The sequence below is a fragment of the bacterium genome (assembly GCA_018814885.1).
In the GTDB taxonomy this organism is placed as follows: Bacteria; Krumholzibacteriota; Krumholzibacteriia; order LZORAL124-64-63; family LZORAL124-64-63; genus JAHIYU01.
Map to the genome: position 1 here is coordinate 1 of JAHIYU010000120.1, position 14656 is coordinate 14656.

Genomic DNA, 14656 nt, shown 5'->3' on the forward strand with positions numbered 1-14656 from the left:
CCGGGGCGCAGCGCCGGGCCGTCGGGCAGAGCCGGCCAGCCGCCGTCCGCCTCGTACGCGCGGTAGCGCGCGAGGGATTCGCGCAGCCCGGCGTAACCCGGATCGTCCGGGCGCAACGCATCGAGCGTCTCGAACAGGAGGCGGCCGGAATCCAGCGCGGCGGCGAGGGGGGCCAGGAGGTCCGCGTCGCGCGACGGCGTCTCCCAGCGATCGTACAGCATCGCGGGATCGATCCGGGCGCCGGCGAACTGCCGGGCCAGCGTGAAGACGGCGTCGGTCAGCAGGAGGTCGCGACTGGCCAGGTCGACGGGGGATAGCCGCCGGTCGTGGAAGTGGGCCAGGGAGGTCAGGTCGTCGGCGTGGAATCCGCCGGGCTCGATCCCTTCGGCGCGGGCGGCGTCCAGATAGAACAGCACGGAATGGATCAGGGCGTGTGCCGGTTGATCTGTCGTCCAGACCGGGATCCAGTCGCGGCCCGCGTAGAATTCGGCCACGTGCGCCCGGCTCGCCAGCTCGTCGATCGACAGGCGCTCGATCAGGTGCGCGCGGATGGCGCCGATGTCGTCACCGGGGGACGACGAACCGATGATGCCGGCGATCATGACCGCGATCAGGGTTCTCATACCTGGCCATCCTTGCCTTGTACACGATGCGATGCATGATAGCATCTCCTGGCGTAGATGATTTACGATACAATTATATCATATATTGTCATATTCTGTCGTCACGATTGAGCCCATTATTGCCTTGATGCCGCCGCATTCCTGGGGAAGAATCCCCACCTGGAGGAAGATATGAGCCTGTTCGACGTCATCGCCGTGTTGCTGACCCTAGCCGCCATTTTCGGCTATCTCAACAGCCGCTTCCTGAAACTGGAGTCGTCGGTGGGGCTGCTGGTGATCAGCCTGGTCAGCTCGCTGGGTGTGATGCTGCTCTCGGCGCTGGCTCCCGACCTCGAGCTGGTGACCATCATCCGCGGCTACGTGGGCAACCTAGACCTCAACGAGGCCCTGATGCACGGCATGCTCGGTTTCCTGCTCTTCGCGGGCGCCCTGCACGCCGACCTGGACTACTTCGTGCAGAAGCGCTGGACGATCTCCCTGCTGGCCACGGTGGGCCTGCTGATCAGCACGGTCCTGGTGGCGGTGATGAGCAAGCTGGTCTTCGGTCTGCTGGGGCTGCAGGCGTCGTGGCTGGCCTGCCTGGTCTTCGGGGCGCTCATCTCGCCGACCGATCCCATCGCGGTGATGGGCACGCTCAAGACCCTGCACGCGCCCCCCTCGCTCGAGGCCAAGATCGCCGGCGAGTCCCTCTTCAACGACGGCGTGGCGGTGGTGGTCTTCACCGGCCTGGTGGCCCTGCTGCAGACCAGGATCGGCCAGGCCGGCGCCGGCCACGGCGGGTCCATGGGACCGGCGGACCTGGCCTGGTTCTTCCTGCGCGAGGCCGGCGGCGGCGCCCTGCTGGGCCTGGCCGCGGGCTGGCTCGCCTACCGCATGATGCTGACGATCGACGACTACAAGGTGGAGGTGCTGGTGACCCTGGCCCTGGTGATGGGCAGCTACAGCCTGGCCTGGGCGCTGCACATCTCCGGCCCCATCGCGGTGGTCACGGCCGGGCTGCTGATCGGCAACCGCGGCCGCGCCTTCGCCATGAGCGACGAGGTCGCGGATTATCTCGAAAAGTTCTGGGAGCTGCTGGACGAGATGCTCAACGCCGTGCTCTTCCTGCTGATCGGCGTCGAGGTGCTGGTGATGGCCTTCCACCGCGCGAGCGCCCTGGCCGGCCTGATCTCCATCTTCGTGGTGCTGTTGGCCCGGCTGATCAGCGTCAGCATACCCATCACGCTGCTGCGCTGGCGGACCGAGTTCTCCCAGGGCGTGGTGCGCATCCTGACCTGGGCGGGCCTGCGCGGCGGCATCTCGGTGGCGCTGGCCCTGTCGCTGCCCCCCATCGCGGAGAAGCCCCTGCTGTTGACCTGCACCTACATGGTGGTGCTGTTCTCGATCCTGGTGCAGGGGATGACCATCAAGAAGGTGTTGCGGCGGTATATCTGATCCGGCTGTGCCCTTGAGACCGTGTCTGCTCTCCGCGGATGATGGGGCTTTATCCCTCATCGGGATGAACAGACACGGTCCCGAAGGCACAACCATCTGATTCCGGTCTGGCAGATCTGGTGATCGGGGTGTATGTCACCATGCTGGCTATATTTAGCCAACATAAACAACATTGGCTGTATCAAGCCAAGAATCACCTGTTGACAGGGGCATGAAATTGGCTATGATTTACCAATCATGAGCATGTTGGCTGATAATGGTCGATTTTATCTGGCGGTCTACGGGGACATCAAGCATTCGCGCTTGATCGACGACCGGGATCTGGCCCAGCGCGCCTTTCTGGGTGTCATCGACGCGGTCAACGCGGATTTCCGCCGGGATCTCGCCGTGCCCTTCTCCATCGCGAAGGGGGATGAGTTCCAGGGACTGCTGGCCGCGCCGGAGTACGCGCTGGCGATCATCGATGCCTTCGATTCCCGGTCCGACCATTTCACTTTCCGCTACGGATTGGGCTGGGGCACGATCGAGACCGCCTTCAGGTCCAGGACCACGGAGATGGACGGGACCTGCTTCCACAACGCCTACGGCGCCCTGGTGCGCGGCAAGAAGGAAGACCGCTGGGCGACATGTTCGGGTGCTCCCGACGCGCACGAGCGCGTCATCAACGGAATGCTCGGTTTGATCCAGGTGATCAGGGACGGGTGGACCGCGCGACAGAGGACGGCCGTCACCGAGCGCCGCCGCATGCCCACCCTTACCGCGACTTCCGAGGGGATGGGCATCGACAAATCGACCCTGAGCAAGATGCTGAAGGCCGCGAATTATTCGCAGCTGCTGGCAGCGGAGGAGGCGATGAAGATACTCCTGCGCGACTATCTCGTCCGACCGACGGGAGGCGACGGGACATGAATCTCTCCCTGGTCTTCGCCGTGCTGCTGCTCTCCGGCCACCTCGTCGGCGAGTTTCTGGTGCAGACCACGCGGGTCGCCGAGGGCAAGCGCCGGCCGAAGGCGCTGTCGATCCACGCGGTCGGCCTGTACGCGTCCCACTGGCTCCTGCTCTATCCCTTCTGGAGCGCGAAGCTGGCGCTGGGTCTGTCCGTTCTCACCCTGATCCACCTGCTGGTCGATTTCCTCAGGGCGCACCGGCCGCCGACCCTCGGGCTGTTCTTCGCGGACCAGGTGCTGCACCTGGTCTTTCTCAGGCTGTTCTGGATGTGGTATGTCCCCGACGCCGGTCCGCTCCTGCGCGCCGGTTTCACCCCCGGCGGGGCTGCGACCTTCACGAAGATCGCCCTGCTGGCCGGGGTGGTCGGACTGAACCTGCGCGGCGGCGACACGATCGTCCGGTTGCTGCTCGCGCGTTTCTCGTCGATCAGGGACAAACTGCAGGACGCCGCCGAGGACATGGCGCGCACGGGCACCCTGATCGGCATGCTCGAGCGCCTGCTCCTGCTCGTGATGGTGCTGCTGTCCCAGTGGGGGGCCGTCGGTTTCATCCTGACGGCCAAGTCGGTCGCGCGCTTCGACAGGCTCAAGAAGCAGGGGTTCTCCGACTACTACATGATCGGCACGCTGGCCAGCCTGCTGGTAGCCGTGCTCTCGGGACTGGCGGCGCATTACGTGCTGGCCTATCTGTCGTGAATGGCCTTTCCGGAGGACAAGGAAGCGATCGACGGATGCGGCCCGCGGATGCCGGGGCGCCGCGGCGCGCCCATCCCCGTCGACGAGGACGGCTTCATGGCCGATCCCGCCGCCTGGACGCGCGAGCTGGCGGCCGCTCTCGCCGCCGCCGACGGCGTGACGGCGCTGACCGCCGATCACTGGCGGGTGATGGATTTCGTGCGCGATCACTGGCTGGATCGCGGCGTGGCGCCCATGATCCGCGTGCTCTGCCGCGAGACCGGCTTCTCGTTGCGGGACATCTACGCGCTGTTTCCCGGCGGTCCCGCCCACGGCGCCTGCAGGTACGCCGGACTGCCCCGGCCGGACGGGTGCGTGTGACCCCCTTGCCAACGCACCCCGGTTTGACCGATGATATAGGTGTCCGCGGCCTTCGCCCGTCTTCACCCCTCTTCAACCCCAGCCGGAGGAGGGACATGCGTGTACGCCGTTCCGTCCGCCTCCCTCTCGTCCTGATGATCGGCCTGAGCGGTCTGTTCGGCTGCGGCTCCGCCGCGAGCGAGGATCCCGCCGCCGCCCGCGCGCGCATGATGCGCGAGGTCGACGCCGACGTGGCGCGCAGTCCAGAGGTGCTCGGCCGTTCGCATCTCTCCGCCGAGGTCCGGGACGCCATGCTCAAGGTGCCGCGCCACGAGTTCGTGCCGTCCGAGATGCGCCGCTGGGCCCACGACAACCGCCCGCTGCCCATCGGCAGCGGCCAGACCATCAGCCAGCCCACCGTCGTGGCCATGATGAGCGACCTGATCGCCGCCGGACCCGGCGACACGGTGCTCGAGGTAGGCACCGGCAGCGGCTACCAGGCGGCGGTGCTGTCGGAGTTCTGCGCCCACGTGCACACCATCGAGATCGTGCCCGAGCTGGCCCGTTCCGCGCGCAAGCGGCTCGCCGCCCTCGGCTACGACAACGTGACCGTCTACGAGGGGGACGGATACCTCGGCGTGCCGGAGCACGCGCCCTACGCCGGCATCATCGTCACCGCCGCGCCGGACCACCTGCCGCCGGCCCTGGTCGAGCAGCTCGCGCCCGGCAGGCGCCTGGTGATCCCCGTCGGCCGGCAGGGCTGGGTGCAGGAGCTGACCGTGGTGGAGAAGTCCGGCGACGGCCGGGTGACCCGCCGCGAGGTGCTGCCGGTGCGGTTCGTGCCCTTGACGCGCGAGGATGAATAACCTGGATTCGATCCCTGCCGAGGCTTATCCTGAGCCCCGCGCGGGGCCGCGTTCGGCGGCCCCCCTCGCCATGTCGCGAACTGCGACCGCGCTCGCCGCGGCTCGCTCCGGTGCATCCTATGGCCGCTGACCTCCGCAAGACCCTGCGCGCCCTGACACCGGACGACAAGGGGCCGCTCTCCCAGCTGGTGCGCCGCCATCGCCTGCTCTTCTTCGTGCTCTTCTTCGGCGCGATCGCGGCGCTGTCGGTGACGGTCTCGTTCTTGGCCCGCTTCGAGTGGTCTTGGCTCAAGCGCGTGCCCCACTGGCCCGAGTGGTGGCGGACGATGCTCGTGGTCGCGGTGCCGGTGAGGCTGGTGGTGTTCTACGCCTTCGGCCTGCACCGCGTGTCGTGGCGGTTCGCCGGGCTGCGCGACATGGCGCCGCTGGTCTACGCCACGCTGGTGGGCTCGGCTATCGACGCGGTGGCGCTGATGTGGTCGCACCAGGGCGCGTTCCCGCGCTCGGTGCTGATCGTCGATACCGTCGTGTGCCTGGCGCTGACGGGCATCGGCCGCTACGCCTACCGCATCCTCGATTTCCTGTCGCGGCAGGTGAGTCCCGGGCCGCAGACGCGCGTGGTGATCGTGGGCGCCGGCTCGGCCGCGAACCTGGTGCTCGAGGCCATGATGACGCCGCGCCTGAACGCCTACAAGCCCGTCGCCCTGGTGGACGACGATCCGCTCAAGCACGGCATCACCATCCACGGCGTACCCGTCACCTGCCCCATCGACCGCATCGGCGAGGTGGCGCGCAAGCACCGCGCCGAGGCGATCATCCTGGCCCTGCCCTCGGCCGCCACGTCCCAGCTCTACCGCATCCTCAAGCTGAGCCGCGGCACCGGTCTGCCCCTGAAGACGACGCCCGACATCTGGCAGATCCTGCAGAGCAGCGAGGCGGTCACGCGCATCCAGGACTTCAGCCTGGACGACCTGCTCACGCGCCGCGTCGTGCGCACCGACGTGCCCGAGATCCGCGCCCTGGTCAAGGGGGCCGCGGTGCTGGTCACCGGCGCCGCCGGCAGCATAGGCTCGGAGCTGTGCCGCCAGATCATCGACCAGGGGGCCGCGCGGCTGCTCTGCCTGGACAGGGACGAGAACGGACTGTTCCGCCTCGAGCAGGAACTGCGCTCGCGATGTCCCGGCGCGGACATGGCCTTCTTCCTGGGCGACATCAAGGACGAGCCGCGGATGGAGGCGCTCTTCTCGCGCTACGGGCCCGCCCTGGTCTTCCACGCGGCGGCCTACAAGCACGTGCCCATCCTGCAGTTCCATCCCACCGAGGCCATCCGCAACAACGTGGGCGGCACGCGCAACATGGCGCGGCTGGCCCAGCGCTACGGCGTCGACCGCTTCGTGATGATCTCCACCGACAAGGCCGTGCGGCCCACCAGCATCATGGGCGCCACCAAGCAGGTCGCCGAGCGCGTGATCCGCGTCCAGGGCGAGCTGGAGCCCGACGGCACGCGCTTCTCGACGATCCGCTTCGGCAACGTGCTCGGCTCGGCAGGCAGCGTCGTGGAACTGTTCTTGAAGCAGATCCGGCAGGGCGGGCCGGTGACCGTCACCGACAAGCGCATGACCCGCTACTTCATGACCATCGCCGAGGCCGTGCACCTGGTGCTCTACGCCGCGGGCCTGGGCGACGGCGACGAGGTCTTCATCCTGGACATGGGCGAACCGGTGAAGATCGACAACCTGGCGCGGCAGATGATACAGCTCGCCGGGCTCACGCCCGAGGTGGACGTGCCCATCGTCTACACCGGGCTGCGGCCGGGCGAGAAGCTCTACGAGGAACTCTGGACCCCGGACGAGGAGCCCCAGCCCACCCGCCACCCCGGCATCCGCGTGGCGCGCAGCCGGCGCGACACGGCGGGCGCCGCGGAGGTGGTCGACGCGTTGCTGGCCGCCGCCGAGGCGGGGAACATGCGGGAGTGCTGGCCCCACCTGCTCAGGCTGGCGCCGGACTTCCAGGGGGATGTGCGGGAGCGGGCGGCGCCGTCGGCTGCGGTCCGCGAGACGGAAGACTGACCCCATGACCCAGAGGGACCGGACAGCGGGAACCGGCGTGGGCGACGCGATCCTCAAGTACGCGCCGTCGCGCTTCGTGGAGCCGCTGCTCGGTTTCCTGGCCATCCCCGTGCTCACGCGCGCCCTGGGCGCGTCCACCTACGGCGACCTCTCGGTGGTGCTGCTGACCGCCGGCCTGCTGCGCACGCTCGGCTTCGACTGGATCAACAACTGCGCCTTGCGCTTCCGCACTCCCATGGGGGACGAGCTCGACCGCTTCTACAGCAACCAGCTCGTCGGCCTGATCGCCGCCTCGTGCGTGACCGCGCTGCTGGTGGCCGGCGGCGGCGACCTGCTGCCGGAGAGGGTGCGGACGGCCGTCGGCGCGCTGCTGGTCTGGACGCTGGTCGACGCCGTCGTCTCGGCCTTCGCCTACAGCGGCGAGATGGTGCTGCGGGCCGAACACCGTCCGGTGGCCTTCACGGTGTCGCGCACCCTGCAGGGCGTGTCGCGCCACGTGCTCGGCGTGGGCGGCCTGCTGCTGGTCTCCCGCGACATACCCACCTACTTCATGTTCCGCATCGGCGGCCTCGCGCTGGTGGCGCTTTGGTCGTGGACCCTGCTCGGCGCCTGGCGGCACGTGCGCTGGAAGGGGGTCTCGGTCGATGTCCTCGGGCGGTATCTGGTCTTCGGCGCCCCCCTGGCGGTGGCCCTGCTCGCCACGTCCCTGCGCGTGGCCGGCAACCGCTACGTGGTGATGTCGCTCACCGGTTCCGAGTCGACGGGACTCTTCTCGGCCGCCGTGAATATCGGCGGCGCGCCGCTCGTGATCTTCCAGCAGATCGTCATGCTCGGCCTTTATCCGCTGGCGATCGATGCCTGGGAGGCCGGAGAGGACTATCGGCCGATCGTGCGTGACGGGCTGCGCTGGTTCATGCTGGGCGGGCTGCCGGCCCTGACCGGTCTGGCTCTGCTGGCCAGGCCGGTGCTGGCGGTCGTCGCCGGCCCGGAATACGCGGCGGCCTGGCCGGCGTTGTCGCTCGTCGCGGGCGGCATGTTCCTGTATGGGTTGAGCCAGTATTTCTCGTTGAAGTTCATCGTCGCCAAGCGGACCGCGGTCATGGCGGCGGTCGGATTGTCCGCTGCCGCGGTCAATATCGGTCTGTCTCTGTATCTCGTGCCGAGGCACGGCTACCTGTCGGCCGCGTATTCGACGCTCGTCGCCAACGCCGTGATGCTGGCCGCATCGATGATCTGGGGCATCCGCCCGGAGCGCGTCGTGCTCCCCTTGCGCACGGCCTGGCGCTCCGTGCTGGCTGCGGCGGCGATGGCCTTCGTCCTGGGAGGGTTGATGAGGGTCCTGACGATCGACGACGCACCGCGCCTGGCGCTGGCCGTGCTCATCGGCGCGGGAACCTACTTCCTCGTGATCTGGCGGACCGGTGAAATAGACGTCGAACTGCGCGAGGCCGGGAGGTGGTCGGCGTGACGATCGCGGTTTTCCTGGCCGGGTTGGGCATGGCGGCGGCCGGCTACGTCCTTGCCGTGCGTTTCCGCTGGCGCGACCTGATGACCATGGCATTCCTGTTCTCCGTGGCGTTTTTCCTCTCGCGCTTCGATCAGATGCTGACGCTCTCCGTGCTGGGCCGTCCCCTGCTGGGCATCCACATCTACCTGGCGACGGTCGCGTTGCTGCTGGCCCTGTTGCGCGGTGTGCGCGGCGTGACGAGGCGTCGGGGCCGCGGCAGCGCCACGCGCCTGCTGATGGTCTGGTGCCTGCTCTCGCTTGTCAGCGGCGCCGTGCACGCCGGAGCCGAAGGCCTGGCGGCGGCAGCCCAGATCCTGTTCATCGCGGTGCCGCCTTTCGTCGTCGCAGCCCAGATCACCGACCTCTACCCCCGCACTCCCGAGGCAAACCGCAGGTTGCGCCTGTCCATCGCGCTGTTGATCGGGCTGATCACGCCGCTGATCATGCTCCTGACGGCCCTGTTGCCCGATGTCATCGGCCCGGCCATGGGCTGGCGACAGCAGGCCGTTTCGGCCGACAATGGTTTCGTGCGCGGCTGGTCGCCCCTGGGGAGCACCATCGCTTCCGGCGGCCTGGTGATCATGGCCTACGGCGTTCTCCTGCACGAGTACATGACGACCAGACGCCCGATATTCGCCATGCTGGCCGCGCTCAACGTCGTCGCCATCATGTTCACGCTCGCGCGCTCGGTGTTGTTCGCCTTCCTGATTCTCCACGTCCTGTACTGGCTGCTCTGGGCCAGACGGCAACGTCTCGGACAGATGCTGTGCGTGCCGGTGGCCATTGCCGCCGCCGTTTTCGGCCTGGCGGTGCTGAAGGGCGACTACAGCTTCGACCGGTTCCTGGAGACCGGGGATTTCTCTCTTTCCGTTCGCAAGGCAAGCGCAGCAGCGGCCCTGGGTGTCAGCATCCGGGAACCGCTGCTCGGCGCGGGGCCGGGGCTGCTCTATGAGGAGGTCCGCACCACGTGGCTGCGCAGCGACGACAGCGGGGACAAGCGGCGCTTGATGATGGTGGGCGACGAGATGACGGCCATGGAGCCGCATAACATGTACCTGTTGATCGCGGCGGAACACGGCTGGCCGGCTCTGCTGGTCTTCGTCGCCATCCTGGCGGTGCCGATAATGGTTTCCCTGCGCGCGCGCGCGTCGCCGCGGATCTCGGGCCAGGCGTCGCTCAATATCGCGATATGGGTGTCCCTTTGCCTGCTGATGCTGACCGACAGCGACCCGCTGCTCAACGCCCAGTTTGCGGTGTTTTTCTGGCTGTTCGGCTTCCTGGGCGTCCACGCCGCCGAGACGGTGCCGGCGCGCGGGGGACCGGAACGGTCGCGGGAGGTGTGAGGGCGGTGCGCATATGCATGGTGACGCTCCGGGATGTCCGCAACATCATGAGGATCAGGCGCGAGGCGGCTTCTCTGGCCTCGCGCCACGAGGTGTGCGTCGTCGATCACGTGCGCGGCGGCGGCGGCAGTCGCCGCCTGGACGGCTTCACGGTGCGCAGCGTGCCGCTGGTGGCGCACAGGCTGCCTTCGTCGCCTTTCTTCTGGCCCGTGATGTACCTGGAGTTCCTGCTGCGCGCGACGACGGCGGCCATCGCCGCCGGGGCGGATGCCTACCACGGTCATGAGGTGGTGGGCGCTCTTCCCGCCTGGATCGCGGCCAGGCTGCGACGCGCGGATTTCGTCTATGATGCCCACGAACTGGAGCTCGATCGGACGGGACCTGTCACCAGGTCGTGGATCGGCGCACTGCATCGCAGCTTCGTGCTGTGGCTCCTGCGCCGCGCGGACCGGGTGATCTGCGCCAGCGAGGCGAGGTCGGCGGTCATGGTCGAGCGATACGGCCTGAAGACGCGCCCGCTGTCGATCATGAACGTCACACCGCGCGATGGACTGCCGGAGGGCCCCACCGCCGTCTGGCCGGCCGGTCCGCCGCCTCAAGCCGCGCGCCTGCTGGTCTACCAGGGGGTGCTCACGCGCGGGCGGGGGCTGGCAAACATGGTGGGCGCCCTGAAGCATCTGCCCGAGGACATCGTACTGGTGGTCGTGGGCGACGGGGCTGCCGGGGACGACATGCGTGCGCGCGCGCAGGCCGACGGCACGGCCGGCCGCCTGTGGATGGTCGGCAAGGTGCCCGCCGCGCAGGTCGTCTCCTACATGCGGCTCGCGCACGCGGGCATCGTCATTTACCGCGACACGAACCTGAACAACCATCATTGCTCGCCCAACAAGCTGTACGACTACTGCGCGGCCGGCGTGCCGATCGTCGGCAGCGACCAGCCGGAGATCCGAAGCCTGGTGGAGCGGTTCGATGTCGGCGCGCTGTTCGACCCGGAAGACCCGCGGTCCCTGGCGCGGGCCGTCCTCGAGGTGGTCGGAGACGAGGAGATCCGCTCGAGGATGGCGCGCAATGCCGAGCGGGTGCGGTCCGAGATCAACTGGGAAGGCCAGGGCGAAAGGCTCCTGTCCCTGTATGCCGGACTTGCCAGCGAACGGACCCAGAGGCGATGACAACCAGCGGAAAAACGACCATCGCCCACCTCACTTCGGTCCACGACCCGGACGACCCGCGTATCTTCCACAAGCAGTGCCGCTCGCTGGCGGAGGCCGGTTTCGAAGTCCTGCTGGTGGCGCCCGCGGAGCGGGACGCGGCGCGCGATGGCGTATCGATCCGCGCGGTGCCGCCGCCGCGCGGTCGACTCGCGCGCATGCTGATCACGACCTGGCGCGTCTGGAGCGTGGCGCGGGCCTCGGGCGCGCGCATCTGCCACTTCCACGATCCCGAACTCATTCCCGCCGGGCTCCTGCTGCGCCTGGCCGGCCGCCGGGTCGTGTACGATGTGCATGAGGACTACGTTACGGCGATCGTCCAGAAGCCCTATCTGCCGCGACCGCTCGCGCGTCTGGCCGGCGCGCTGTTCGACGGCCTGGAACGTCTGGCCGCTCGCGCCTTCGCGGTCGTGCTGGCCGAGAAATACTACGCGGATCGCTTTCCCCGCGGACGGACGGTGCTCAATTACCCGCGCGTGGAGATCCTCCCGCAACCGCAGGCTGCGCCGCCCCCGGGCCGGCCGCGCCTGCTCTACACCGGAAACGTCAGCGCCGATCGCGGCGCGGACCGTCACGCCTCCCTCGTGCGCCTGCTGCCGGACTGCGAGATCCACCTGGTCGGCCGCTGTTTCCCGGGCGAGGCGGATCGCCTGCGCTCCATCGCGGGCGACGGGGCCGGGCGCCTGCACATCGAGGGGGAGGACGGACATGTGCCCTACGAGCGCATTCTCGCGCGCTATGCAGAGGGCGGCTGGACGGCCGGACTGGCCCTTTTCCCGCGCACGGAGCATTATCGACGCAAGGAACTGACCAAGTTCTTCGAATACATGGCGGCCGGATTGCCCATCGTCGCGACGGACATGCCCGTCTGGCGCGACGTCGTCGAGGCCAACGGCTGCGGGATCTGCGTGGATCCGGATGACGATGTCGCGGTGACCGACGCGATTCGCCTCCTCCTCGACAATCCCGCGGCCGCGCGGGCCATGGGCCGGCGCGGTCGCGAGGCCGTGCTGAGCACGTACAACTGGGACCGCGAGGCAGCCAGGCTCCTGGATCTCTACCGCGAGCTTCTGGAAGAAGGGGCGCCGTGAGGATCCTCTACCTGCACCAGTACTTCATCGAACCCCGGGGCGTGGGGGGCACGCGGAGCTACGAGATGGCGCGGCGCCTGGCCGCGACGGGTCACGAAATCACCCTGCTCACCTCCTCGGCCTTCCTGGACGAGTCGCGGGCGCCGGGCCCGGGCTGGCACGTCCACGAGATCGAGGGCGTGCGCGTGGAGGTCTACCGGCTGCCCTATTCCAACCGCGACGCGTTCCCCCGTCGCATCCGCAAGTTCCTGGCCTTCATGTGGGCCTGCACGCGCCGGGCGCGGGGACACCGGGCCGACGTCGTCTTCGCCACCAGCGCGCCCCTGACCATCGCCGTGCCCGGGCTTCTGGCGAAGGGCAAGCTGCGGGCGCCGCTGGTCTTCGAAGTTCGCGACCTCTGGCCCGAGCTGCCGATCGCGGTGGGCGCCCTGAGGAACCCTCTGCTGATCGCCGCCGCGCGCTGGCTCGAGCGGCGCGCCTACCACGGCAGCGCGCGCGTGGTGGCCCTGTCGCCCGGCATGGCCGACGGCGTGGCCGCGACCGGCTATCCCCGCGAGCGGATCTCGGTCATCCCCAACTCCTGCGACCTCGAATTCTTCCGCGCCACGGACGAGGCGGCGGCCCGCTTCCGTGCCCGCTTCCCGTGGCTGGGAGACCGCCCGCTGGTGATCTACGCCGGCGCGCTGGGCCTGATCAACGGCGTGGGCTACCTCGCCTAACTTGCCGCCGCGGTCCGCCCGCTCGCGCCGGAGGTGCGGTTCCTCGTGCTGGGCGACGGCATGGAGCGCGAGAAGATCGAGGCGCGGGCGCGTGATCTCGGCGTGTGGGAGGATACCTTCTTCATGGTGCCGCCGGTGCCCAAGCGCGAGATGCCCGCCGTGCTGCGAGCGGCCGACCTGGCCACCTCGCTGTTCCTGCCCATCGAGGCCATGTGGCATAATTCGGCCAACAAATTCTTCGACGCCCTGGCGGCGGGACGCCCGCCGGCGATCAACTACGGCGGCTGGCAAGCCGACCTGCTGCGCGAGACCGGCGCCGGCATCGTGCTCGACCCCCACGACCGTGACGCCGCCGCGTACGCGCTCGTTTCCGTGCTGGACGACCGCGACGCCCTGCAAACCATGGGCGAGGCCGCCCGGCGCCTCGCGCGGGAGCGTTTCGACCGCGACACGCTGGCCGCCCGGCTGGAATCCGTGCTGCGCGCCGCCGCGACCGGTACCGGGGGGGCGATATGATCCGCGCCCTCACCCTCGACCTGAAGCGCATCTTCGATCCCATGCTGGCCCTGGTCGGTCTGGTCGTCCTGTCGCCCATGCTGTTGTTCATCGCGGCGCTGGTTCGCCTGCGCATCGGCGCGCCCGTGCTCTTCCGGCAGGAGCGGCCCGGCCAGCAGGGCGCGCCCTTCACCATCTACAAGTTCCGCACCATGACCGAGGTCCGGAACGAAACGGGCGTGCTGCTCTCCGATGCGCGGCGCATGACGACCGTCGGTCGCTGGTTGCGCAAGACCAGCCTCGACGAACTGCCCGAGCTGATCAACGTCTTGAGCGGGAAGATGTGCTTCGTCGGGCCGCGCCCCCTGCTTCCGCAATACCTCGCGCGCTACGACGCGCAGCAGAAGCGGCGGCACGAGGTAAAGCCGGGCATCACCGGCTGGGCCCAGGTCAACGGGCGCAACGCCATCGACTGGGAGGCCAAATTCGCACTGGACGTATGGTACGTGGACCACGTGTCGCCCTGGCTCGACCTGAAGATACTGCTGATGACCGTGGCCCACGTGTTCTGGCGCCGCGGCATCAGTCACGACGGCTACGCCACAATGCCCGAGTTCCTGGGCAACGGTGGCGGCGGGAAATCTCGAGAGGAGGATCGGCCTTGATGGATCTCGTGATATACGGCGCGGGCGGACTGGCGCGCGAAGTGGCTTTCCTGGCGCGGGAGATCAACGCGGCGTCCGGCACGCCGCCCTACCGGCTGCTGGGCTACGTCGAGGACGACTGCGCCGGTCCCGTCAAGACCATCGGCGATCTGCCCGTCCTGGGCGACGGCAGCTGGTTCGACAAGCGCCGGGAGCAGGTGGGCTGCGTCGTCGGGATCGGCACGCCCAGGGCCCTGGCGACGGTGAGCCGGCTCCTGAGGACGCTCGACAACGTGAGCTTCCCCAACCTCGTCCACCCGGGCGTGATCTGGGACGCCGCGCGCATCGAGATCGGCGAGGGCAACGTGATCACCGCCGGCAGCATCTTCACCACCGACATCAGGATCGGCTCGTTCAACATCTTCAACCTCTCCTGTACCTACGGCCACGACGTCGTGATCGGCGACTGCTGCGTGATCAATCCCGGCTGCTCCATCTCGGGGAACGTGACGCTGGAAGGAGAGAACCTCATCGGCACCCGGGCCGGCATCCTGCAGACGCTGACGATCGGCCGCGGCGCCACGGTGGGCTCGGGTGCGCTGGTCACCAAGGACGTGGCTCCGGGCGATGTGGTGGTGGGGATTCCCGCCAAGCCGCTGGCGAGGAAGTAGCGCG

General features: G+C 68.6%; 13 protein-coding genes and 1 pseudogene. 13 read left to right on the top strand and 1 reads right to left on the bottom strand.

Going from position 1 to position 14656, the window contains the following annotated elements:
• The coding region (locus KJ554_08005; GenBank protein MBU0742272.1) for a hypothetical protein at window positions 1-623 on the bottom strand (623 nt) is incomplete at its 3' end.
• Window positions 624-794: 171 nt separating this feature from the next.
• Between KJ554_08005 and KJ554_08010 the strand changes: the two genes are divergently transcribed.
• From KJ554_08010 to KJ554_08070, 13 genes and pseudogenes are all read left to right on the top strand, one after another.
• The gene (locus tag KJ554_08010) at window positions 795-2057 is read left to right on the top strand and encodes a sodium:proton antiporter (protein ID MBU0742273.1); all 1263 of its coding nucleotides are present in this window, start codon (window positions 795-797) and stop codon (window positions 2055-2057) included.
• A gap of 237 nt (window positions 2058-2294) precedes the next feature.
• Window positions 2295-2966, top strand: coding sequence for a SatD family protein (locus tag KJ554_08015; protein MBU0742274.1), 672 nt, complete (start codon window positions 2295-2297; stop codon window positions 2964-2966).
• Complete coding sequence (locus KJ554_08020; protein MBU0742275.1) at window positions 2963-3700, top strand: DUF3307 domain-containing protein; 738 nt, start codon at window positions 2963-2965, stop codon at window positions 3698-3700. Before KJ554_08015 ends, KJ554_08020 begins: the two co-directional genes overlap by 4 nt.
• A 48-nt stretch (window positions 3701-3748) precedes the next feature.
• Window positions 3749-4060, top strand: a complete 312-nt coding sequence (locus KJ554_08025; GenBank protein MBU0742276.1) for a TusE/DsrC/DsvC family sulfur relay protein — start codon at window positions 3749-3751, stop codon at window positions 4058-4060.
• 95 nt (window positions 4061-4155) lie between these two features.
• A complete protein-coding gene (locus KJ554_08030; protein ID MBU0742277.1) occupies window positions 4156-4905 on the top strand; it encodes a protein-L-isoaspartate(D-aspartate) O-methyltransferase in 750 nt (249 codons plus the stop codon).
• 119 nt (window positions 4906-5024) lie between these two features.
• Window positions 5025-6974, top strand: coding sequence for a polysaccharide biosynthesis protein (locus KJ554_08035; protein MBU0742278.1), 1950 nt, complete (start codon window positions 5025-5027; stop codon window positions 6972-6974).
• 4 nt (window positions 6975-6978) lie between these two features.
• Window positions 6979-8442, top strand: a complete 1464-nt coding sequence (locus KJ554_08040; GenBank protein ID MBU0742279.1) for a polysaccharide biosynthesis C-terminal domain-containing protein — start codon at window positions 6979-6981, stop codon at window positions 8440-8442.
• Complete coding sequence (locus KJ554_08045; GenBank protein MBU0742280.1) at window positions 8439-9824, top strand: O-antigen ligase family protein; 1386 nt, start codon at window positions 8439-8441, stop codon at window positions 9822-9824. The genes KJ554_08040 and KJ554_08045 overlap by 4 nt, the downstream gene beginning before the upstream one ends.
• A 47-nt stretch (window positions 9825-9871) precedes the next feature.
• Entirely contained in the window at window positions 9872-10993 is a 1122-nt protein-coding gene (locus KJ554_08050) for a glycosyltransferase (GenBank protein ID MBU0742281.1), read from the top strand.
• Complete coding sequence (locus KJ554_08055; GenBank protein MBU0742282.1) at window positions 10990-12123, top strand: glycosyltransferase; 1134 nt, start codon at window positions 10990-10992, stop codon at window positions 12121-12123. The genes KJ554_08050 and KJ554_08055 overlap by 4 nt, the downstream gene beginning before the upstream one ends.
• Window positions 12120-13358: pseudogene (locus tag KJ554_08060) on the top strand (glycosyltransferase family 4 protein). The gene KJ554_08055 and the pseudogene KJ554_08060 overlap by 4 nt, the downstream one beginning before the upstream one ends.
• On the top strand, window positions 13355-14002 hold the full coding sequence (locus KJ554_08065; protein ID MBU0742283.1) for a sugar transferase: 648 nt from the start codon (window positions 13355-13357) through the stop codon (window positions 14000-14002). The pseudogene KJ554_08060 and the gene KJ554_08065 overlap by 4 nt, the downstream one beginning before the upstream one ends.
• Entirely contained in the window at window positions 14002-14652 is a 651-nt protein-coding gene (locus KJ554_08070; GenBank protein MBU0742284.1) for an acetyltransferase, read from the top strand. The genes KJ554_08065 and KJ554_08070 overlap by 1 nt, the downstream gene beginning before the upstream one ends.
• Window positions 14653-14656 lie beyond the last annotated feature (4 nt).

Coding starts and splice junctions, on each gene's coding strand:
- KJ554_08035 (MBU0742278.1), top strand. CDS start 5,025: ATGGCCGCTGACCTCCGCAAGACCCTGCGCGCCCTGACACCGGACGAC.
- KJ554_08030 (MBU0742277.1), top strand. CDS start 4,156: ATGCGTGTACGCCGTTCCGTCCGCCTCCCTCTCGTCCTGATGATCGGC.
- KJ554_08070 (MBU0742284.1), top strand. CDS start 14,002: ATGGATCTCGTGATATACGGCGCGGGCGGACTGGCGCGCGAAGTGGCT.
- KJ554_08025 (MBU0742276.1), top strand. CDS start 3,749: ATGCCGGGGCGCCGCGGCGCGCCCATCCCCGTCGACGAGGACGGCTTC.
- KJ554_08040 (MBU0742279.1), top strand. CDS start 6,979: ATGACCCAGAGGGACCGGACAGCGGGAACCGGCGTGGGCGACGCGATC.
- KJ554_08010 (MBU0742273.1), top strand. CDS start 795: ATGAGCCTGTTCGACGTCATCGCCGTGTTGCTGACCCTAGCCGCCATT.
- KJ554_08020 (MBU0742275.1), top strand. CDS start 2,963: ATGAATCTCTCCCTGGTCTTCGCCGTGCTGCTGCTCTCCGGCCACCTC.
- KJ554_08065 (MBU0742283.1), top strand. CDS start 13,355: ATGATCCGCGCCCTCACCCTCGACCTGAAGCGCATCTTCGATCCCATG.
- KJ554_08015 (MBU0742274.1), top strand. CDS start 2,295: ATGAGCATGTTGGCTGATAATGGTCGATTTTATCTGGCGGTCTACGGG.
- KJ554_08050 (MBU0742281.1), top strand. CDS start 9,872: ATGAGGATCAGGCGCGAGGCGGCTTCTCTGGCCTCGCGCCACGAGGTG.
- KJ554_08055 (MBU0742282.1), top strand. CDS start 10,990: ATGACAACCAGCGGAAAAACGACCATCGCCCACCTCACTTCGGTCCAC.